The sequence below is a fragment of the Salegentibacter echinorum genome, from assembly GCF_900129445.1.
Taxonomy (GTDB): Bacteria; Bacteroidota; Bacteroidia; order Flavobacteriales; family Flavobacteriaceae; genus Salegentibacter; species Salegentibacter echinorum.
Genome location: NZ_FQVT01000002.1, coordinates 337331 through 360215 on the forward strand (window position 1 = coordinate 337331; position 22885 = coordinate 360215).

A 22885-nucleotide genomic window follows, 5' to 3' on the forward strand; every position below is an offset into this window, starting at 1 on the left:
CATTTTTTATTTTAGAATTATTGATTATGCCTGCTTTTTTAAGAAACAAATGGTTTTTATTATGTATTATGGCCCTTACCTGGGGTAGTTCCTTTATTTTAATTAAAAAGGCCTTGTTGGTATTTTCGCCTTTTGAAATTGGAGCTTTTCGGGTAGGATTATCTGGCTTGCTTTTAGCTTTTATAGGAGTGCCGGCCATTCGAAAAATGAAACCTAAGACCATATTTTGGGTGGCTGCAGCAGGATTTTTCGGTAATTTCCTGCCTATGTTTTTGTTTCCTATAGCGCAAACCAGGGTGGGTAGTTCCCTGGCTGGGATTATTAATAGTTTGGAGCCAATTTTTGTATTGTTTTTAGGCTTTTTGTTCTTCGGAATTACAAGTAGGTACAAGCAGGTAATTGGTGCTATAATTGGTTTTATTGGCGCTGCAACCTTGTTGTATTTTTCTGAAGTAAACTCTGAAGGAAATCAGGTGTGGTATTCGTTGTTAATGGTTTTGGCCTCTGCTTCTTACGCAGTTTCAGCACTTATAATTAAAGATAAGTTGCAACATGTGCGTTCTTTACATATTTCCAGTAGTGTTTTTAGTATCTGGATGATTCCTTCTTTTATAATCCTGATGTTTACCGGTTTCTTCCGGGATTTTGAGTTTAATAATGAAACGCTGCACGCTCTTGGGTTTTTAAGTATTCTTAGCGTAATTGGAACAGCAGCGGCTATCGTTTTATTTTATAAATTGATACAGGATACTTCGGCAGTTTTTGCCAGCACGGTTTCCTATTTATTGCCGGTCGTGGCGGTACTATGGGGGGTTTTAGACGGTGAGGAATTTACCATTTGGTATGTGCTTGGCGGATTATTAATCTTAATAGGAATTTATTTAATTAGGGAGAAAAAGAAAAAGCCGCAGGTAACGCCAAGATAAGCCGACGTCACGTTAAGTTGATTAGTTTATATCCGGGTTAGTGAAAAGGATCTAATTAGGAGAAGTCGGGATGGTAAAACTTAGTCGCAGTATAGCATTGAGGTGATTTTAATGAATATTCCGGGTTAATGCTGAAAATGTAGCTCTGTTTTTTCTCTTTCAGTGAAGCGATCTACACTCTTTAATCGAACAATATTTATTAGTTTATTAAGGAGTAGGCTGTTTTAGCTTGCTGAATGATAAAATATACTTATATTTGCCAGCCTTCTTTATGAAATCAAGATTTTTAGGTCTTAATTTTTATGAAAGTTGAATTGGGCTATAAAAATAAAATACTGGGGTTAATTGCTAATCTCAAAGATTAAGTTGTGTTGTTTGTCCCGTGAAAACGGGATGTATTTAGCCAAGTAAAATCCTGTGTTGTGGGGATTTTGGCTAACCAATGAGAAGCTTTTTTCCGTGAACTCGGGAAGAGGCTTTTTTTTGGAGTAACTGTGACCTAAAATATAAAAGGAAAAAACCTCGTGATAAGTCCACGAGGTAGTTTATTCTTATTGCTTAATGAAAAACAATGGGTGAGACGATATTTCTTAGACTGTGAACTACACTCCAGGCTGCTATTTCTGAAGTCTTGCTATATACATCTATAACCGCTTTTACCTGCTCATTTTCTATCTCAATTCGGTGCTCATCTCCAACATAATCTGGAACAGAGGTAATTGAAACATCCATTTTTTCCGGTCCAACAGAGGCTAGAGAAGCTGCAACAGCTACATTTACTTTAGTGGGAAAAAGTGCAATGGCTTCTTTTGCATTGCCGTCAAAAACTTTGCGTTCTTTTTCTTGCATATCCTCTTGATAAACCGAGGTTTTCTTTAAAGAGTTGGGGCCTTTGGTAGTGTGTATAGAAGCTTTTGAGGAACCCATTAAATTCGCTGTTTTAAGGACATCAAAACCTCCTATGGCACCAGAGGCAATATAGATCTTAGCCCCGGTTCTTAAACAAATAGCTTTCGTTTTTTCTAAAAACTCCTCGTCTGCAAAAGCTCCAATGGATAAAGTGACAACTGAAATGCCTTTTTCTAAAGCCGGAAGGGCTATTTCTTTAAAAGCCTGCGGATTTGCTGCTTCAATAATAATATCGGGTTGAGTATTGAGCATTTCTTCTGGCTCGCTACACACTTTGCAGGAATTTTGTTGGGAGGAAGAGATTTTATCTGCAAAATTTTGAGCACTTTCCTTACTTCTGGAGTAGGCAGCTGTAAATTGATAGTTTGATAAAAGTCCGTCATTATAAGCACCTGCGATAATATTTGCAAGTTTTCCGCAGCCAACAATAGCTAATTTTTTCTTTTCCATATTTTTGAAAATTACGTTATTTAATAGATTAAAAAAAGTGGTCGTATAAAAAGCGCTGTAATTCGATTTTATCCTTAAATTTTATTGCATCGGTATTCATTTCTTTTGGACCTGTCTGGAAATAATAGAACTTTTTTAGGACGCATAGCTCGTACTCTAGGGTTAAGCTTGTTGATTTCCGTTCTAAAAAGAGTAGGATTAAATCGAGCTTAACCTGAACAATTAGTAAAAATTATAGAAAAGCTCGAAATAAGGTTCAATATTTATTCTGCTTTCTGGTAAAAGATTGGTTTTTAAATTATAAAAAACAAATCTTTCGAAATCTTTATTTTACTTTTCGGGAATCATTGAAAAATTATTAAGTTGTGAGTTGTTTTAGGTTGAAAAATGAAATATTAATCAGGATAATTATTGCAAACTGGTTATACAAGTGCTTAGAATATGAATAGTAAAGAATTTTATACAAAAAAAGAAATTGAAGGACAGCCAAAATTATGGCAACAGGTTTTCGAGCTCTTGATTTCCAGGCAAAAAGAAATAAAAGAATTTTTAGTCCCAATTCTGGAAATACCCGATCTCCATATTATCCTTTCCGGTGCCGGTTCTTCGTCTTTCGTTGGAGATGCCGCGCAGGGCCTGGTGCAAAATTATACAGGATGTGCTACAAGTGCTATTGCTACTACGGATATTGTTACTCATCCACAACTTTATTTACCAAAAAACAAGCCTATCTTATTAGTTTCTATTGCACGTTCTGGTAACAGTCCCGAGAGTGTAGAGACAATAGCTTTGGTAAATGGGTTTTGCAAGAATGTTTACCATCTTATAATCACTTGTAACAGCAAAGGGGAGTTGGCACGTTATGGTTGTGAAAACCCAAATGATGCCTGTGCCATCCTGCTTCCAGAAGAAGCCAATGATCAAAGCCTGGCTATGACGGGGAGCTTTACCTCCATGTTATTAAGTTTGTTGCTTGTCTTTAGGAAGGAACATTTCGAAAAAGCCAAAGCTGAAATAGAGAAAATTATGGAGCAAGCTAATTTAATCTTAGATCATTGGGATTCTTTTAAAATGATGGCGACCAGGGAATTTAACAGAGTTGTATTTTTAGGTTCTGGAACGATGTTGGGTATCGCAAAAGAATGTCATTTAAAATTACAGGAATTGTCTGATGGAGCAGTAATTTGCAAATATGATTCTTTTTTAGGATTTCGTCATGGTCCAAGAGCGATAACAAATACTAAAACATTAATGGTCTATTTATTCTCCCCAATGGAACACGTTTATAAGTATGAATTAGATCTTGCAAAAAATATTGCTGAAGATCCCAGAAATATAACTTGTATATCAATAGGAAGAAAAAGGGAAGAAGGCCTGTCACCTTGCTTCAACTTGAATTTAAATTTTGGAAAATGTGAAGAATTGAATATTATACCTGCAGCATTGGTAGGACAAATTTTAGGTTATTATAAATCATTGGCTTTAGGATTAAATCCAGATGAACCTTCCAAATCTGGAACTATAAGTCGTGTCGTTGAAGGAGTGACTATCTATGATCACCCAAAATATTTATCGGTATGATTTTAAACCTTTATCCAAATTCTTACACGTAACATTGCATTGCCCGGTAATGATGACAGATCAAAATTAATTAGAGTGGGGTAGGAGCAAGCGACCTTTGGATGAAAAAAGCTTAAATTACTTAGGAATGAACAATAAAAGACTATTAGTTGTTGGTGAGCTTAACGTAGATCTTATTTTAAATGATATTAGAGGGTTTCCAAAGATTGGGAACGAAACCCTGGCCGGTGAGATGGAATTTACCCTGGGAAGTTCGGCAGCAATTATGGCTTCTAATATCTCGGCAATGGGGACAGATACAACATTCTGCGGTAAAATAGGTCACGATAAATTTGGTGAATTTTTAAAACAGGAACTTCAGAAAAGAAAGGTTTCTACTCGTTATATAAGTACTTCAGACACTTTAAAAACGGGTATAACTGTTGTGATGAATTACGAACAAGACTGTGCAAACCTCACTTTTTGTGGTGCGATGGAAGCCTTGAATATTAAAGATATTCCCTGGGAAGACCTTAAGGAATACGATCATTTCCATTTTTCAAACTACTTTTTACAAAAAGGGATACAAAAAGATATTACAGAAATATTTAAAAGGATGAAAGAAGCGGGACTTACTACTTCTTTAGATTTGCAGGTAGATCCAGATGATAAATGGGAATTTGATTATAAAAATACGCTTCCATTTGTAGATATTTTCCTTCCTAATTATAGCGAATTGTTGAGCCTTTGTAAAAAAAACGATTTGACCGCTGCGATTGCTCATATTAGAGATTATGCAAATGTTTTGGTAATTAAAATGGGTGAGCAAGGGGCAAGACTCATTACAGGTGAACAAGAGTACAGGCAGGGCGCTCTTTTAAATAAAGATTTTAAAGACGCTGTAGGTGCCGGCGATTCTTTTAACGCAGGATTTATCCATAAGTATTTAAATGCGGCTTCCTGGGAAAACTGTTTAAAATATGCCAATCTTATGGGATCCCTCAACACAACCCGCGCCGGTGGTACCGCGGCGTTCACTTCAGCAGAGGAAATTCGCAAAAAAGCAGATGAAATTAAGAAACGGGTACTTTAATAAATTTCTTAGAAGTAAGACTGCAAGTTTGCTTACGTCATTACGTTCGTAACACTAAATTCCAGGCCTAAGGTGTTTATCTTCAAAAATGAGTGCAATTATCGCGGTAGATTTGGGCTTCCAAACGACGAAAAATGATTAAATTAGTGAAAAAAATAAGTGTTAAACACTAAACTGAGAAAGAACCCTTTTTTAACCGAATATTTTCAAGACAGGGTTTGCTAATTACAGCTCTGCTTATTACTGAAAGTAATTTGGTCTGATGATATTGATGAGTAATCAATTGACATTCAGAAAATTTATTTAAAAGAATGATAGATAATTTTATAGACGCACATGTACATTTAAACACTAAATCTACCGCTAAAATTGAGATGGCCAAAGTTTTTGGAGCGCGCTTTTTGTCCATAAACACCACAATTCCTTTTTTTGAAGGTCTCAAGGGACAGGAAGCTGTTATTCAACAATTACAGCAAGAGTATCCAAATAGAATCGCCTATATAACTAGCTTTGACAATAAATACTGGAACACTAAAGAGTGGTTGCCCCGCGCTTTGTCGCAAATTGAGAACGGTGTGGCGAATGGGGCTGTTGGAGTTAAAATATGGAAAAATATTGGGATGGATAAAAACTTTAAGGATGATGATGGAAATTTTGTAATGATTGATGATTCGCGTTTTAATCCAATTTTTGAGTATCTTATTGAGAATGATATTTTGTTGGTAGGGCACCAGGGAGAACCCCGAAACTGTTGGTTAGCCTTAGACGAAATGACAGTAGAAAGTGATAGGGAGTATTTTTTGAATCATCCTGAATATTATATGCATAGTAAGCCCAACTATCCTTCTTATGAGAGGCATATGCAGGCACGTGATAATGTGTTACGAAAATATCCCGATTTGAAATTTGTGGGATTACATCTATTTAGTTTAGAGTATAATTTGGAGGAGGTCGCAAAACGTTTAGAAGAATTTCCCAATTCAAAAACCGATGTGGCCGGAAGAATATGTCATGTACAATTTCAAGCGATGCAAAACCGTGAGAAAGTACGAGATTTTTTTATTGAGTACCAGGACAGGATTATTTACGGAACAGATGTGATAGATGACGGTTCTATGAAGGAAAAAGATCTTGCTGAGCACTTTAGAAATTTATGGTTATACCATTGGGAATTTTTTTCAACTTCAAAAGTTCTCGAGGCGCCGCAGTTTGAAGGAAGTTTTAGAGGGCTCGCTCTTCCCGAGACAATTTTAGAAAAGCTTTTTAGAGTTAATGCGCAAAAAACTTACGGTTTTAAAAATAATTGCAAGTAATTATTTTCAGAACCCTCAATTTTTTGTATTACAATGTTGTTTGTAAGTTATTGAATTTCAATTATATAATTCCTTTGTAAGATATAGCTTTTTTCACTATTTAAAAAAACGAAAGTTTAAATATTGAATACGTAAATTTTTTACATAATTATGATTTTATTAGGTTATGAAGTCTTATTTTAGAAATCTATTAATCACAATTCTTTTTTATGAAAAAAACAGCATATCGTAGATCATTAATTCTGGAAAAATTAGATGAGACAGGACAGGTTAATGTAAGGGATCTTAGTGAACTATTGGGAGTTAGTGAGGTGACTATTCGAAATGACCTGGATAAGCTTGAAAAAAATAAGTTATTAATTCGCGCGCATGGCGGTGCTTTTAAAACCAATAATATAGCTTTAAATGTTTCTGAAAAGAAAAAAATAAATATAGACTTAAAGCGTCTAATAGGAAAAAAAGCCGCAAGCCTTATAAATGAAGAAGATAGCATCATTTTAGATTCTGGAACTACTACTTTCGAATTGTCTAATAATTTGAAAAAATTTGATAGTCTTACGGTAATCAGCAATGCGCTGGATATTGTGAATAACCTTTCCCAGCACAAACAATTAGACGTATTTATGCCGGGAGGTTATTTAAAAGAATTTAGTATGTCGCTGGTAGGGCCTATGGCCGAGCGAAATTTTAAGCAGCTTTACTGTAATAAGTTATTTTTGGGAGTTGATGGGATAAAAGATAATCTTGGAATCTTCACACATTATATGGAAGAAGCTTATTTGAATCAATTGATGATTGAAGTTGCTGAAGAGGTTATTATCGTGGCTGATTCCTCTAAGTTTATGAAATCTGGTTTGGCTTTTATTTGTGGTTTTGAAAAAATTCACAAATTTATCACCGACAGGTATATTGAGCAGTCAATGATCGAAATGCTGCAAAAGAATAATGTTGAGGTGATAATAGCAGAATAGATTATTTTTGCAGTATTTGCTTGATAATCGAGATTTAATTGCTCTATCTCGATAGCTGCGGGAATGCCTGGAAATCTTAATAACTTTCATTTATAATATACCTCGTGGTCTTGTACCGGGGTAATTTACTTCTATAATGCAGTTTTGCTAATAATCTTTTTGGGAATTAATTTCAGGACTGTTCTTAAGAATATTGCTGTGTTCTTTTTTTATATGGTTTGCTATAAAAATCTAGCTTAGAGTCTCTGGTGCCCGACTTTATCGGGTAGAGACTGCAAAAAAATCAATAATAAATCATAACGTAGTTGATCGTTTGAGCCGTCTTAAATATCCTTTAATTTAAACGCTTAAGTAATTAAAGGTAATTAATTTTCAAAATTAACAGGATCTTTCCTCTGCTTAACGCTTTTTTTGTGATTATAGATACTTACCTAACTGAGGAGAAGGCTTCTGCACTTCTTTAATATTTTTATTTCTATTTTTTTCTTCTTTAAAAAATTCAAAATAAAATAATGCTTAATTCAAAAAGTTAAAATTAATATTTATTTAAGAAAGAATTTGGTGAGCTTCATGAAAAACATAATTTAGCAAAGAATACGAAAGTTTAGTGTTTCATTTAATTCAATTTTAACGTTAGGTTTATTAATATTAATCAAACAATTATCTAATTTCATGAAAAATCTAATATTAACCTTCACAATGCTAGTCGCGCCACTTATATTATTGGGGCAGGAGACAATTGAGATTACCGGGTCTGTTGTGGAGAATGAGACCGGTGTTCCTTTACCAAGTGTAAATATTATCGAGAAAGGAACCTCTAACGGTGCCATGACAGATTTTGATGGTAATTTCACTTTAGAAGTGGCCAGTGATGCTGTTTTAGAAGTAAGTTACCTGGGGTATGCTACCAAAACGATAGCGGTGAATGGCCAAACAGAATTCAATATTGTTTTAGAACAAGATGCAGCAGCTTTAGATGAAGTTGTTGTAGTTGGTTATGGCACCCAAAAAAGAGAAAGTCTAACCGGTGCTTTACAAACAGTAGAAGGTGACGAATTGAGAGACGTTACTACACCATCTGTGGAAAATATGTTGAATGGCAAGGCTCCTGGAGTATTTGTTGCACCGGGATCTGGAAAACCGGGTGCCAAAGGTGGAGTCGTTATTAGGGGGCAGGCAACCTTAAGCGGTACTACCAGTCCATTATGGGTTATAGACGGTGTGATAGTAGGATCTGGACCGGGAGAATTAAACCCAGATGATATTGAGTCCATGACAATTTTAAAGGATGCTGCCTCTACAGCCATATACGGATCCCAGGGAGCAAATGGGGTTATTGTAGTTACAACTAAAAGTGCAAAGCCTGGTAAAACTTCCATCAATGTCTCTGCTAAAGTAGGTTTTAATGACCTCAATAACGGAAATATGGAAATGATGAATGGTGCGGAGCTGTATGATTATTACGCTTCTTTTTCCAATGCAGACCAGATATCTTTTCCACGTTGGAATCCCGAATTAAGAAACAGTAACTTTGATTGGTGGGATGTAGCTACAAGAACTGGCTTTACTCAAAATTATAATGTATCTATACAGGGAGGTAGCGAAACTCTTAGATCTTATGCTTCTGTTGGTTTTTATGATGAGGAGGGAGCTGTTAAGGGGTATGATTATTCACGTTATAACTTCCGGTTTAAAACCGAATACAGACCTACAGACTGGTTGAAAATTAAACCTTCCTTGTCTGGTTCTCTTCGTGATGTAGATGACAGGCAGTATTCTACAACAGCGATGTATTCTAATCTTCCGTGGGATAGCCCTTATGATGAGAATGGTGACCTGGTACCACACAGATCTAGTGATTGGGTGAATAGTGCCAGCACCAATTATTTATACGATCTTCAATGGAACCATTCTTCCAATAAAAATTATGAGTTTATGGGGAACCTCGATTTTGATGTTGATCTTACAGATTGGTTGACTTTTTCTTCAGTAAATAATTTTCGCTATACCAGTTACAAATCAAAAGGTTACGAAGATCCTCGTTCTAACGCTGGCGAAAGCGTAGATGGCCGAATAATGGAATACCGCTCTGAAGTTACACGTCGTTATACTAACCAGATCTTAAGATTTGACAAAAGTTGGGGCAAGCATGATGTAAACGGTTTATTAGCGTATGAATTTAACGATTATAAAAATGAAACCTTAGATGTTTACGGTACCGGATTTATTCCTGGCTTCGAGGTTTTAGATGTGGTAAGCAAACCCGAACGTACCAAAGGCGCCATTAGTGATTGGGCTGTACAGTCATTCCTTTTCAATGCAAATTATGATTACGATGGTAAATACCTGGGGCAGGTTTCTTTTCGTAGAGACGGTGCTTCAAATTTTGGTGATAATGCTAAATACGGAAATTTCTTCTCCGTTAGTGGGGGATGGAACATTAATAGAGAAGAGTGGTTTAATGCCGATTGGGTAGATGCGCTAAAGCTGCGAGCATCTTATGGTTCTGTAGGGAACAGACCTAGTTCTTTGTATCCTCAATATGATCTTTATAGTGTTTCTACAGGATCTGGTTACAATGGAAATCCAGGTGCCTTGATTAGTCAAATAGGAAATGAAAACTTAACCTGGGAAAAAACATATACCAGTGGTGTGGGAATTGACGCTGGCTTATTTAATAACCGTGCCAGGCTTACCTTCGATTATTACGAAAAAAACACTGAAAATATTTTGTACCGCGTTCCAATTAGCGGTTTGACGGGGGTTACCAGTATTTGGCAAAATATAGGCGAAATGGAAAACAAGGGAATTGAAATTGCCATTGGCGGTGATATTATTCGTAATGAAAGCTTAACCTGGAGTTTAGATTTAAATGTAGGTCATAATGTGAATAAATTGACCAAACTTTATAAAACAAAAAATGCCAGTGGAGAATATGTGGTAAAACCCATTATTGTAGGCGATAATTTGGGAATCGCAGGTTCTGCACAACGAATATTGGAGCCCGGTAGATCTGTTGATACCTATTATTTAAAAGAATGGGCCGGTGTAGATCCTGAAAATGGATTGCCAATGTGGTATGTAGTAGAAAGAGATGACGATGGAAATGAACTTTCCAGAACTACTACATCCAATTATTCTGAAGCAACATTTGAAAAAACCGGAAAAATGTCTCCTGATCTTTTTGGAGGATTTTCCACTTCGGTATCGTATAAGCAATTTGATCTTAATGCAGTCTTTGGATATTCCCTGGGAGGCGAGATTTACAACTATTCCAGACAGGAATATGATTCTGATGGAACCTATACAGATCGCAACCAAATGAAGCTAAGACCAGGCTGGAGCCGTTGGGAAAAAACCGGCGATATAGCAACACATCCTGTGGCAAGGTATAACAATCAGGATAAAGGCAATGCTACCTCTACGCGTTACCTGGAGAAAAGTGATTTCTTAAAGTTACGTTCGTTAACTTTGGGCTATAACCTTGATTTTAGTCAGTATAATATTGATAATGTAAGAATATCTTTATCTGGTGAAAACCTGTTTGTGATTACAGATTATTCTGGAGTAGATCCCGAAATACCGGTAAATGAAAGTAATGGCGCTATATTAGGATCAACGGGGCCCGGAGTATATCCTGCTACCCGTAAATTTATGTTAGGCCTTAACGTGAAATTTTAAATCGAAAAAGATATGAAACGAATATTTATAGTCATTTTGACCACGGCAGCACTTTTAGGCTGCGATATTGATAGACCGCCACATGGAAGTATGGATTCTGAAACAATTGTAAATGATCCCGATGCTTCCCTGGAAGCTTTACTAAATGGGATGTATGCCCAGTTAAAATCCTGGTCAGATCCTATGCATAGAATGGGAGAATATGCCGGGGATAACATGATGATTCGCGGTTCTTCGACAGACCCTTTCTATGAATTCATTTCCTATGCCCGAACTCCAAATAACTATCGTTTGACTCAGTTTTGGGATTCAGGGTATAAAGCTATTGCACAATCTTCCAATATCATTAATATGATCGCAGAAGGCGAAAGTGAAAAGATAGACAATAACCTGGGTGAAGCTTATTATGTTCGAGGGATGATGTACTTCTACCTTACCCGGGCTTTTGGACGGCCTTATTACCAAAACCCAGAAAGTAATTTAGGAGTACCAATTGTTAATGGAACGCCAGATGATGTGATTAATCTTGAACTGCCAGATCGTGCAACCGTAAAAGAAAGTTATGAGCAGGCTATTAATGATCTGAAGAAAGCAGAGGAAATGCTCACCTTAGATAATCAGTCAATTTATGCGACAAAAGAAGCAGCACAGGCTATGTTGTCACGTATTTACTTATATATGAGCGGTACTTATGAATCTCCTAATATGGAATATGCGCAGCTTGCAGTAGAGTATTCAAACAAGGTAATTAATTCAGGAAAATTCTCACTATTGCCAAGAGAGGAGTTTATGGAATATAACACGTTTGTTCCAGAAGATAATGCAGAAACTATCTTTGCTATAAAGCGTGTAGCTTCAGAGTTTTCTGGTAATGACCACTATTATGGTGTTGGCGGAATGTATGCCAATATAGGAGGTATGGGTTGGGGAGAAATGTATGCCAGCGCCAAATATATTGAATTGCTTAACGAAACTGATCGTAACGATTGGAGACCAGAGAGCTACAATATGGTGGATGCAAGAGCTTCCTTTATTAGACCAACTTATCAAGAAAACGATGCAGGAGAATTTAATGAGGTATTTCGTTTTGTAAAGAAAGAAGATGGTGTTTTAAATTATGTGCAGGCAGACATTACACGTAGCGGTAGTAGTATAACTGCAACCGAAGATGATAATACGTATAGTCTTAAGCCAGTAAATGCTAATGAAGGTGTGTACTCTATTCAGTATGAAGACGGTAATACCTATACTGGGGTTATAGATAATTATATTACTCTTAATCGGGTATATCCGCAATTCTATATTACTAAGGCTTCTTTAGAAGGAGAGGAATCCCATTTGCATTCGCCTGTGATTAGTCGTTTGGGCGAGATTTACCTAAACCGTGCCGAAGCCTATGCCAAATTAGGAAATTACACTGCTGCCCTGGAAGATCTAAATACAATAAGAGAGCGCTCTATTGTAGATGGAGGCTATGCCGCTCTAGATGCGTCTAACGCTAGTGCAAGAATTGACAAAGAACGTCAATTGGAGCTTGCCTACCAGGCAGAACGCAGCTATGATGTGTTTCGTAATGGAAAGGAGTTGAGCCGTGAGTACCCGGGGCCTCACGAACAGTTTGAAGATATCCCAGCCACAGATTTTCGCGTAGTTTATTATATTCCGCAGGATGCCATTAACTCCTACCCCGGTACATTAACGCAAAATCCAACGCAGTAGATAAGAGATGGAAATGTGGTTTTTCCAGACTTGATGCCAATATTACTTACGAAGAAGTTTTTTAAATATTAGAATTAGCCAAACTTCAGCGTTATATAAAGAACCCCGTTTAAAATTTTAATACGGGGTTTCTTTAATAGAATAATGATATTAAACCAGTATTGTTATGATTAATTTTAGCGCAGAATTTATCTTTAAATTTTCTAATGTAATTTTTCCTTTTTTGCATTACCCAAAAAGAAACAAAAAAGTATAGGCTAATACCGTGACTTCGCTAAGGACCGGCTACACTTTCTCTAAATCTATCGTTCGATCCCTTCCGTAGTATGGGATTAGGAAAACTCGTCGGTGACCTTTAGTATAGGTCTAAAAAATCCGTTTGGCTCAATCAGCCTAAATTTTCACTTCAAATTTCACGATAAATTTTCGATAGGTCAGCCATAGAAATCGTATTACAGAAAATCATTCCAATTATTATACAAAGCTCTCCGCACCCAATTATAGTAAGTCCTTACAAAGTACCTCCAAAAAAAGGTTTAAGACGCTATTGATATTAAGCACTTTTGAGATAAATATTAAATTATCAATGTTTTGTTGAAAACAAAACTAAATGTTGAGCTTTCTTATATGGTATGGCATAAAACCGATATAATTATCCTCATTCTGGCTTGTCCTTCTTTTTCGTAAGTTTTAAAGGATGATTGTTGAGCAATATAAGAAATCTGCATTTCAACTTATTAATTGAATTTTCATACTTTCTAAAATATTATGTTTGTTTTTTAAACTTCTTTAAAAAAACGATGATTAAAAAATTCTTAAACTAACGAAAGTTAAAATTAATATTTAATTAAGAAAAAGTTTGCTATCATCTTTGAAAAATATAATTTAGCCAAAGAATACGAAAGTTTAGTGTTTCGTTTAAATTATTACGAATGATTTAATTACTAATATTAACCAGATAATTATGCAATTTTTATGAAAAAATTAGTACTAACCTTCGCAGTCGTGCTTTTGCCCTTTATAATGTTGGGGCAGGAAGCTACAGAAATTACAGGTTCTGTAGTGGATGGCGAAACCGGTATTCCTATACCAAGTGTAAACGTCATTGAAAAAGGAACCTCTAATGGTACAATGACAGATTTTGATGGTAATTTTACTTTAAGTGTTGCACCTAATGCGGTGCTTGAAGTTTCCTTTTTAGGCTATGCCACTAAAGAGGTGCAAGTTGATAATCAAACTCAAATAAGCATACAATTAAGTCCAGAAGCATCTAGTTTGGAGGAAATAGTTGTAGTAGGTTATGGTACCCAAAAGAAAGGGAGTGTTACTGCTGCAGTTTCACAAATAGATGGGGATTTGGTTAAAAAATCTCCTGTGGCAAATATTAGTAATGCCCTGGCTGGAAGATTACCCGGATTAAAAATTACCCAGCGCTCTGGTGAGCCTGGTTATGACGGCGCAGATATTAACCTGCGAGGTTTTGGAAACCCACTGGTTATTGTAGATGGGGTGCCAAGGTCTTTTACTTCAATAGACCCAAATACGATAGAAAGTATTAGTGTGCTTAAAGATGCTTCTGCCGCAGTTTATGGGGTGAGAGCGGCAAATGGTGTTTTACTCGTTACTACGAAACAAGGGAAAATAGGTAAGCCTAAAATCACATTAAATGCCTATACTGGTTTTCAATCGCCTACACGTTATCCAGACCTTCTAAATGCTGCAGAATTCGCCGAACTTACCGATGAATCACAGGTGAATCAAGGGAGAGAACCTGTCTATGGAAGAGAAGAAGTAGAGAACTACAGAAATAATGTTGCGGGTTTTGAGAGTACTAATTGGTATAATACGGTTATTCAGGATCAATCTCCACAGCAATATTATAATTTAAATGTCTCTGGGGCTTCAGAAGACGTGAAGTATTTTATGTCTGCTGGCTATCTTCAACAGGAAGGAATGTGGAAAAGTGGAGATACTAATTATGAACGTTTTAATATTTCTTCAAACCTGGAAGCGAAAATCACCGATAATTTAACGGCTTCGATGAATATTTCAGCGCGTTTGGAAAATCGTGATTATCCAGGAGCCGGAGCTGCTACTTTAATGTCTGGGATTTTGCGAAATTATCCTACTTATAGTCCTTATGCCGATCCAGAAGGAAATTATTATGGACTTACCAATCAGGCGCATCAAAACGTTGCACTTTTGATGAATAAAGATCAATCAGGATATACAGAGGATAGAAGAAAGGTATTTAACGGTAATTTGACCTTGAATTATGAAATACCAGGTATAGAAGGATTGTCCGCTAAATTACGATATGCATACGGGACCAATGTAAAGAGAGTGAAAGGATGGACGCAAAAGTATAATTTATATGCTTACGATGAAGCTTCAGACGAATATGTTGTGGATTACGTAGGTAACGATCCATCAAGTCTAAGTGAAAGTTATAGTTCTGGATATTATGAAAATGATTTGCCAGGAAACTATAACCAAATGCAGGTTTCTTTAAATTATGAAAATACTTTTGCCGAAAAACACAATGTAAAAGGATTGGTGTTGTTTGAGACTCTGGAGAATGAGGGAGATGATTTTTCTGCCTATAGGGAGTTTTTACTGGATCTTGATTATCTGTTTGCCGGTTTGGATGAAAACAAAGATAATGGTGGTGGAGCTTACGAGTTAGCATCTGCTGGATTAGTGGGTAGGTTTAATTACGATTTTGATGAAAAATACCTGCTGGAAGCGGGCTTTAGATATGATGGGTCTTCTAAGTTTCCATCAGAAAGTCGTTGGGGATTCTTTCCATTCGTTTCGGGAGGATGGGTTCTTACTAAAGAAGATTTTTTAGAGGAGCCTTTAAGCTTTTTTGATAATTTAAAACTAAGAGCTTCCTGGGGACAGCTTGGTGATGATAGCGCCAGTGAATTTCAATTTATTACAGGATATAATTACCCCAGCGGAAACTATATTTTTGGTAATAGTGTAGTGCCAGGTTTAACCGATAGAGGTCTGGCTAATCGAAATATTACCTGGTTTGAAGCTGAGACTACAGATATTGGTTTTGATGCCACATTTTTAGACAGGCAAATTGATTTTACCTTCGATTGGTTCTATAGAAAAAGAAGTGGGTTATTGGCCACCAGGGCATCTTCCTTGCCAGGTAGTTTTGGTTCGGCACTACCTCAAGAAAATTTAAATAGCGACGAAACGCAAGGATTTGATTTAAGTGTTTCTTATAGAACAACTATTGCTGAAGATTTTAAATTAAATGTAACAGGTAATTACGGGTATTCCAGATCCAAGGATAATTATGTAGAACGAGCCGATTTTGTGAATTCTTTAAACAGATGGAGAAATGATAAAACCGGTAGATGGAAGAATGTAACCTGGGGTTATGAAGCGCTTGGTCAATTCCAGTCTCAGGAAGAAATTGATAACTGGGCAGTACAGGATGATAAAGGTAATACCACCTTGCTGCCAGGAGATATCAAATATTTAGATTACAATAACGATGGGGTTATTAATGACGATGATATTAAACCAATAGGAAAGGGAACTACTCCAGAGATTACTTATGGTTTAAATTTAGCTATGCAATGGAAAGGTTTTGATTTGAGTGCCCAGCTTCAGGGAGCAGCGAACTTTGTGGCCTATTATGATGGTGAGCTACAAAACCCGTTTTATAACGGCGCCAATTCTTTGGCGGTATTTAAAGATAGATGGCACAGAGAAGACATTTACGATCCAAATAGTGAATGGATTCCCGGGAAATTTCCATCTACAATTGCTTCCGGAAACCCTAACAATAAGAAATATTCCTCTTTCTGGCTTAAAGATGCAAGTTATTTAAGACTAAAGAATATTGAGTTAGGTTATAGTCTTCCCAGAACAATCCTGGATGAAATAAATGTTGATGAGTTTAGGATATATATTTCCGGTTATAATTTGGTAACCTGGGACCAGATAGAATTCTTGGATCCAGAAGCTCCTACAGGTCGAGGAACTTATTACCCACAACAAAAAATAGTTAATTTAGGTGTTAATTTAACCTTATAATAAAAGATAAAGAATATGAATCGATACAAAATATTATTCCTGGTAGCGATCATTGGGATCACTACTAGCTGCGAAGATTATTTGGATCGCAGTCCGTTAAATGTTGTTTCCGATGATGACGTGTGGAGCGATCCTAATGCGATAGATGCTTATATGGTGACCCTCTATGATAATATGCAGGTAGAGGATTTTAACTACTCAGTTATAGCTCAGGCCGGTTTTCTATCCACTGTGACAGATATTGCTGTAAGATCTTATGGCTGGGGAGCACAAAATGACCCTATTGTTCCTTCTAACTCTTATGGTTGGTGGGGATATGGTAATGTTCGAAAAGTCAATGTGTTTTTAAATCAAATTGAAACTGCCAATGTAGATGAAAATTTAAAAAATCGATATCTGGCCGAAGGTCATTTTATTCGTGCTTTCTACTACTTCTCTATGGTAAAGCGTTATGGTGGTGTGCCAATTATTACCGAGCCGCAAGAATTTACAGGAGATAATATATCTGAACTTCAGGTGCCTAGAGCTACAGAAAAAGAAGTTTATGATTTTATTCGTGAAGAGTTGAATCTTGCTATTTCTAATTTACCAGATAGTTATGGCACTGCTGAACAATACAGGGCTACTAAGTATACAGCATTGGCCCTGATGTCCCGATCTATGTTATATGCAGGGTCTATAGGGAAATACAGCGATGTTCAATTAAATGGACTGGTAGGAATACCAAGCCAGGATGCCGATACCTACTTTAAATATGCAATGGAAGCTTCAGAAGAAATTATTAATGCAGGTTTTTCACTATACAATCAATCTGATGATAAGGCAGAAAACTTTCAGAATTTATTTTTAGATGTAGAAAATAATTCAGAAATAATTTTTGCAAAAATATTCTCTTCTCCAGATAAAACTCATTCTTATGACTTTTTTAATGCACCTCAAAGCTTTAGGGTAGATTATGGTAATGCTATTAACCCTACGTTATCATTAGTTGAAGATTATGAATATATAGATGGGAGCTCTGGCGAGTTGAAAATTAAAGATGACGACGGAAATCCTATTCATTTCGATAATCCATACGATCTATTTGAAGGCAAGGATCCGCGCTTTTTTGCAACTATATTACCACCTTTTTCACCCTGGCAGGGTGGTACCGTAGAGGTTCGTGCGGGGATACTTGATAATGGAGAGTATATAACAGCATCTAATCTTACAGATACTTATGGAAGTGGAGCAGAAGCAGTTTCAATTGTGGGAAAAGATGGACCGCTTACCACCTGGGATCCAACTAAAACAGGTTTTTATGTAAAAAAATCGATGAATCCCACAGATAGGGTGAATTATGGACGCTCAGATCAACCATGGATTGTTTTTAGGCTTGGTGAAATTCTTTTGAACCATGCTGAAGCTGCAGAAGAATTAGGGCAAAGTGACAAAGCATTAACCTCTATCAATAAGATAAGAAATCGGGCCGGCATCGCAGAGTTGGAATCTGTTGATATAGCTAAAATTAGACATGAGCGTAAAGTTGAACTAGCTTTTGAAAACCATAGATTTTGGGATATTAGACGATGGAGAACAGCTACCGAAATATTAAATAATACGCAATTTGAAGCTTTGTATCCCTGGTTAAACTGGAATAGTAAAGATTATACCTTTACTATTGTAGATGCTCCAAAAAATACCAGAACCTTTTTAGAGAAAACATATTATGAACCTATTCCAAGTGGAGAAATAGAAAAAAATCCTAATCTAATTCAAAATCCGGGATATTAAAATATAGCAATAATGAGAAAATTATTAATTATAGCATTACTTCTATTTATAGTAGTGGCGTGTAGCGAAAAAGATAATTATTCGGCTCCAAATAAGACCTTGCAAGGTGCGATTATAGATAGGGAAACAGGAGACAGTATCCCTTCTCAAAGCCCAAATGGTTTACGCGTTAGATTATACGACCAAGGTTATCAAGACCCTCAACCCATAGATTTTTGGGGAATGCAAGACGGTAGTTTTAAAAACACAAAATTATTTGGCGGAGATTACAAAGTGGTAGTAGATAATGGTGGATTTTATTCGGAGGATACGCTTGCTGTCTCTTTACCTAAAAATGAACCCCTTAATATAGAGGTTTTGCCAATTCTTCGAATAAGAGCAAATGCAAAAGCTGGGGAAGATAATTCTATTATTGTTGATTATGAATTATCTGAAACAAAGCCCGAAGAAGGTAAAATTATGCGAAGAAGCACATTGGTAAGCAATACTCCGTATGTTGATATCAATAATTTTGTAAATAGCAATCCATTTATTAATACTGAAAGTGTATCAGATTCTTTAATCACAACCACTACTTATAGGGATACTATTAGAGGACTTGAATCGAATACTACCTATTTTGTAAGGATAGGTGCAAGAACTGACAATGTAGGAAATCGCTATAACTATTCAGAAGTGATGGAAATTGAATTACCTTAATAATTGGTTAAAATAGACAATTTTTGGCAAACCCCGTTTACTACAAGTTTACGGGGTTTATTTTATAAGGTTTTTTCGCTAAATCTAAATAACATCAAACAAATATTTAAAAACACTTAAAATGAAATCAAAAGCCCTTTTTGGAACTCTACTATCCTTGTTCTTTTTTGCTTTTAAACCGGCTCCCAAGCATGAATATCAAATTATTCCAGAACCTCAAGATATTACATATGCTAAAGGTTCAGTTTCTTTAGGGAGATCCGTTAAAGTGGTTTTTCCAGAAGAATTAAAAAATGAGTTTCAATTATTAGAAAACTTTTTGGACAGTGATTTTCAGATAAATCTTAAGAAGGTTAATAGTTGGAATAAGGCCGATATTATTTTAGAAATAAATTCGTCTAAGGAAGCGAAAGAAATAGAAAGCTATACCTTAAAGGTTGATGAGGAAAAGATTAAAATTAGTTCTGGCTCCTCCGCAGGAATTTTGAATGGCATACAAACCTTACGGCAAATTATTAAAGAAGAAGGAAATGGATTTTTAATTCAACGAGGAACTATTAAAGATAATCCTGCTTTTTCCTGGCGTGCTTTTATGCTTGACGAAGCCAGGCATTTTAAAGGTAAAGAAGTTGTTAAACAGTTATTGGACGAGATGTCATTTTTAAAAATGAATACATTTCATTGGCATTTAACAGATGACCAGGGCTGGAGGATAGAAATTAAAAAATACCCTAAACTAACCGAAATTGGTGCCAGGAGGGATTCTACAGAAATCAATCATTTTCATAGTAATGTTTTCGATGGTAAACCACATAGCGGTTATTACACTCAAGATGAAATTAGGGAGATTGTGGATTATGCAACTAAGAGGCATATTCAAATTGTACCAGAAATTGAAATGCCAGGTCACTCCAGCGCTGCTATCGCGGCTTATCCCTGGCTAGGGGTTACAGGAGAGAATATTGATGTCCCTACCAAATTTGGGGTTCATTATGATGTTTATGACGTTACCAAACCCAAAGTGTTAGAGTTTTTCAATGATATTTTCGATGAGGTTATAGCGCTTTTTCCGTCACCCGTTATCCATATTGGAGGGGACGAAATAAGATACGATCAGTGGAAAAGTTCAGAAAGCATACAGGAGTATATGGTAGAAAATAACTTAGAAACACCGGCAGAATTGCAGGTTTTCTTTACCAATAATATTTCTTCTATGTTAAAGGAAAAAAATAAAAGAATGATGGGGTGGAATGAGATAAAAGGAGATAAACTGCACGATTATCAGTCTGATAGCGATACGAAACAACTAGGGCAAAGTCTGGCTGAAGAAACTATTATTCAATTTTGGAAGGGCGATCCTCAATTAATGACTAAAAGTTTAAAAGAAGGTTATGAAATAGTGAATTCATACCACGTTTACACATATTTAGATTATAGTTATAAATCTATACCCCTGTCTAAAGCTTATTCTTTTAACCCTATACCTGATGGTTTGAAAAAGGAGGATGAGAAAAAGGTATTAGGTTTAGGCTGTCAAATGTGGGGAGAGTTTATTCCAACAGTAGAAGATATGCAAAGAAAAGTATTTCCTAGAATTGCAGCCTATGCTGAGGTTGGTTGGTCTGGCAGAGATAAAAAAGATTATGAACGTTTTAAAGCAGCTTTACCAAATCTATTGAAACGATGGAAGAATAAAGGTATTATTTATGGTGAAATCGCAGATAAATTATAATGATTTTGGGGAACTCGTACAATAAAAATAACTGAGGAGGAAATTAATCTATAATCCAGGTTTTCACATCTGGAATTATATTTTCCTTTACTCGTTTAAGCCTTTTATATTAGCTAATAAATTGTCTTTTTTACCCAATTTTTGTTGTAATGGATAGTAATCAAAAAGCCTTCCGTTGGGTTGAAAATGTCTAATTTTCGCTACAATCCAGAAAGTTTAAATGAATTCTATTAAAGCGAGAATTTTCCAAATATGACAGTATTAATGGTCTTTCTTTTCAATAAAACGAAAAGCTTTTACTGCCCCCCAATCCTTATTAAAAGAGTTTTATTTACTTTTTTGATAATTCATTTGGGGGCCTGAAGTTAATTCCTTCATTGATAAACCTAATGAAATGTTTGTCCAATTTCTTTTGAAAATTCTCCCAGGAACGGTTTTTATCTGTTGACCATCCCGCTTCAGCAAGAGCTAAAGCCCGTGGGTAGGTCATATAAAAAGCGCGGTCAATATTTGGCACATATTCACCCCAAACACAGCCTTCGACCCCTATGATGAAATTGTTCTCCTCTTCTGGAAGGCCCCTTACCGGGTCAAATGCGTAGGTTTTTTCTAATGATATTATATTCATCCAATTGGTTTTTGGAATATCACCTTCCCACTGGGGATAATCAAAATAAACATTTCCCCCATAAGAATTAATCATCTTTAATCCTCTCGATTGGATTTCGCGTAGTTTTACATCTGGTTCTTCATATCGCCATAGTATAACAGTACTGTTTTTAGGATAGTTCTCAACATTGCTTTCATACCACAATAAGGGTTCTTTATCATAGTTAATCAGGATATTGTTTATACGATCAAAAAAATAGGCCATCAATTCTTCTTCTTTTTCCAAACTATTCTCTTGCATCGTCTTTTGACAATTTGGGCATTTTTCCCATTGGTCTAACGGTGCTTCATCCCCACCTATATGCATTTTAGTGTTGGGGAAAATCGAAGCTACTTCAGAAATTATGTGTTCATAAAATTCGTAAACCTCTTTTTTTCCTGCACATAAAAGTTCTTTCGATACTCCAGGAACAGTGCTTACCTCAAATTTCCTGGGAAAACACGCCAAATTGGGATAGGCAGCAAGTATAGATAATCCATGGCCGGGCATGTCTATTTCCGGGATAATCTCTACATGTTTGGTTCTGGCATAAGCCACCAGGTCTTCTAATTCTTCCTGGGTATAAAAGCCTGAATGCGGCTGGCCATCGCCGTCGGTTTCCTTTCGCTTGGACCCAATTTCAGTCAATAATGGGTATTCTTTAATTTCTATTCTCCAGCCCTGGTCATCAGTGAGATGTAAGTGCAAATGATTATACTTATAGGCTGCCATGACATCTATATATTTTTTAATGTCCTCTATGGGTAAAAAATGTCTTGCGGGATCCAGCATTAATGAACGATACGGAAACCTGGGGCTGTCTGTAATCGATAAAAAAGGCAGTTTTTCTAAAGGAATATTTTCAATAGGCACAGGGAAGATTTGAGCCAATGTTTGAATGCCATAAAACAAACCAGTTCTATGCGCAGCACTTAAATGAATTCCTCTTGCATCAATATCCAGGACATATCCTTCTTTATTTTTAATCTTAGGATCTCGAAACACATGAATTCCTACCTTTTTATTGGAATCTCTGTTAACGATGGGGAGGTCAATTTTGGCTTTGTTAACAATTAATTGCTGTAATTGTTTTACTTCCGGTTGTGCTTCGAGAAAATTAGTATCCAGGTAAATAACATTTTCTTTCTTCAAAGTAAAACTTCCATTATTTACTTGTACTTGTAAAGGTTCCGGAATTATTTTTAAACTATGTTCTTGTGCGCTTAGAGCGAAAGCATTTAGCAGGAATATAGCGAATACTGTAATTTTAAATATATTCATTTTCTTATTTTTTAAAAACCCATCGGAGATGACTTGTGTTTTAGATTTAACCATATCCAAATATTAACCT

Annotated in this window: 13 protein-coding genes; 11 read left to right on the forward strand and 2 right to left on the reverse strand. The window is 36.0% G+C overall.

Features of this window, described 5'->3' with window-relative positions:
• The first annotated feature begins 26 nt into the window (after window positions 1–26).
• Window positions 27–926 carry a DMT family transporter gene (locus BUA71_RS05110; RefSeq protein ID WP_072877399.1) on the forward strand — a complete coding sequence of 300 codons (900 nt, stop codon included), beginning with the start codon at window positions 27–29 and terminating at the stop codon, window positions 924–926.
• A gap of 558 nt (window positions 927–1484) precedes the next feature.
• On the opposite strand, the gene BUA71_RS05115 is transcribed toward BUA71_RS05110, so the two are convergent.
• Entirely contained in the window at window positions 1485–2285 is an 801-nt protein-coding gene (locus BUA71_RS05115) for an aspartate dehydrogenase domain-containing protein (protein WP_072877401.1), read from the reverse strand.
• A 441-nt stretch (window positions 2286–2726) separates the two neighbouring features.
• Here BUA71_RS05115 and BUA71_RS05120 point away from each other — a divergent pair, with 441 nt between their 5' ends.
• The 10 genes from BUA71_RS05120 to BUA71_RS05165 all read left to right on the forward strand — a co-directional run bounded on the left by BUA71_RS05120 (window position 2727) and on the right by BUA71_RS05165 (window position 20885).
• Complete coding sequence (locus BUA71_RS05120; RefSeq protein WP_072877403.1) at window positions 2727–3866, forward strand: SIS domain-containing protein; 1140 nt, start codon at window positions 2727–2729, stop codon at window positions 3864–3866.
• A gap of 127 nt (window positions 3867–3993) precedes the next feature.
• Window positions 3994–4938 carry a carbohydrate kinase family protein gene (locus BUA71_RS05125; RefSeq protein WP_072877405.1) on the forward strand — a complete coding sequence of 315 codons (945 nt, stop codon included), beginning with the start codon at window positions 3994–3996 and terminating at the stop codon, window positions 4936–4938.
• Window positions 4939–5249: 311 nt separating this feature from the next.
• Complete coding sequence (locus tag BUA71_RS05130) at window positions 5250–6251, forward strand: amidohydrolase family protein (protein WP_072877407.1); 1002 nt, start codon at window positions 5250–5252, stop codon at window positions 6249–6251.
• A 209-nt stretch (window positions 6252–6460) separates the two neighbouring features.
• Entirely contained in the window at window positions 6461–7222 is a 762-nt protein-coding gene (gene agaR, locus BUA71_RS05135; RefSeq protein WP_072877409.1) for a transcriptional repressor AgaR, read from the forward strand.
• A gap of 672 nt (window positions 7223–7894) precedes the next feature.
• Window positions 7895–10903, forward strand: coding sequence for a SusC/RagA family TonB-linked outer membrane protein (locus BUA71_RS05140; protein ID WP_083572040.1), 3009 nt, complete (start codon window positions 7895–7897; stop codon window positions 10901–10903).
• A gap of 12 nt (window positions 10904–10915) precedes the next feature.
• Entirely contained in the window at window positions 10916–12622 is a 1707-nt protein-coding gene (locus BUA71_RS05145) for a RagB/SusD family nutrient uptake outer membrane protein (protein ID WP_072877412.1), read from the forward strand.
• A 975-nt stretch (window positions 12623–13597) separates the two neighbouring features.
• The gene (locus BUA71_RS05150; protein WP_072877414.1) at window positions 13598–16681 is read left to right on the forward strand and encodes a SusC/RagA family TonB-linked outer membrane protein; all 3084 of its coding nucleotides are present in this window, start codon (window positions 13598–13600) and stop codon (window positions 16679–16681) included.
• 15 nt (window positions 16682–16696) lie between these two features.
• The gene (locus BUA71_RS05155; protein ID WP_072877416.1) at window positions 16697–18454 is read left to right on the forward strand and encodes a RagB/SusD family nutrient uptake outer membrane protein; all 1758 of its coding nucleotides are present in this window, start codon (window positions 16697–16699) and stop codon (window positions 18452–18454) included.
• Window positions 18455–18466: 12 nt separating this feature from the next.
• On the forward strand, window positions 18467–19153 hold the full coding sequence (locus tag BUA71_RS05160) for a DUF3823 domain-containing protein (protein WP_072877418.1): 687 nt from the start codon (window positions 18467–18469) through the stop codon (window positions 19151–19153).
• Window positions 19154–19274: 121 nt separating this feature from the next.
• Complete coding sequence (locus BUA71_RS05165) at window positions 19275–20885, forward strand: beta-N-acetylhexosaminidase (RefSeq protein WP_072877420.1); 1611 nt, start codon at window positions 19275–19277, stop codon at window positions 20883–20885.
• A gap of 331 nt (window positions 20886–21216) precedes the next feature.
• On the opposite strand, the gene BUA71_RS05170 is transcribed toward BUA71_RS05165, so the two are convergent.
• Window positions 21217–22815, reverse strand: a complete 1599-nt coding sequence (locus tag BUA71_RS05170; RefSeq protein ID WP_072877422.1) for a beta-N-acetylhexosaminidase — start codon at window positions 22813–22815, stop codon at window positions 21217–21219.
• Between the last annotated feature and the right edge of the window lie 70 nt (window positions 22816–22885).

Excerpts from the sequence above, each read along its gene's own strand:
- BUA71_RS05110 (WP_072877399.1), top strand. The coding sequence starts at position 27 with ATGCCTGCTTTTTTAAGAAACAAATGGTTTTTATTATGTATTATGGCC.
- BUA71_RS05115 (WP_072877401.1), bottom strand. The coding sequence starts at position 2,285 with ATGGAAAAGAAAAAATTAGCTATTGTTGGCTGCGGAAAACTTGCAAAT.
- BUA71_RS05120 (WP_072877403.1), top strand. The coding sequence starts at position 2,727 with ATGAATAGTAAAGAATTTTATACAAAAAAAGAAATTGAAGGACAGCCA.
- BUA71_RS05125 (WP_072877405.1), top strand. The coding sequence starts at position 3,994 with ATGAACAATAAAAGACTATTAGTTGTTGGTGAGCTTAACGTAGATCTT.
- BUA71_RS05130 (WP_072877407.1), top strand. The coding sequence starts at position 5,250 with ATGATAGATAATTTTATAGACGCACATGTACATTTAAACACTAAATCT.
- agaR (WP_072877409.1), top strand. The coding sequence starts at position 6,461 with ATGAAAAAAACAGCATATCGTAGATCATTAATTCTGGAAAAATTAGAT.
- BUA71_RS05140 (WP_083572040.1), top strand. The coding sequence starts at position 7,895 with ATGAAAAATCTAATATTAACCTTCACAATGCTAGTCGCGCCACTTATA.
- BUA71_RS05145 (WP_072877412.1), top strand. The coding sequence starts at position 10,916 with ATGAAACGAATATTTATAGTCATTTTGACCACGGCAGCACTTTTAGGC.
- BUA71_RS05150 (WP_072877414.1), top strand. The coding sequence starts at position 13,598 with ATGAAAAAATTAGTACTAACCTTCGCAGTCGTGCTTTTGCCCTTTATA.
- BUA71_RS05155 (WP_072877416.1), top strand. The coding sequence starts at position 16,697 with ATGAATCGATACAAAATATTATTCCTGGTAGCGATCATTGGGATCACT.
- BUA71_RS05160 (WP_072877418.1), top strand. The coding sequence starts at position 18,467 with ATGAGAAAATTATTAATTATAGCATTACTTCTATTTATAGTAGTGGCG.
- BUA71_RS05165 (WP_072877420.1), top strand. The coding sequence starts at position 19,275 with ATGAAATCAAAAGCCCTTTTTGGAACTCTACTATCCTTGTTCTTTTTT.
- BUA71_RS05170 (WP_072877422.1), bottom strand. The coding sequence starts at position 22,815 with ATGAATATATTTAAAATTACAGTATTCGCTATATTCCTGCTAAATGCT.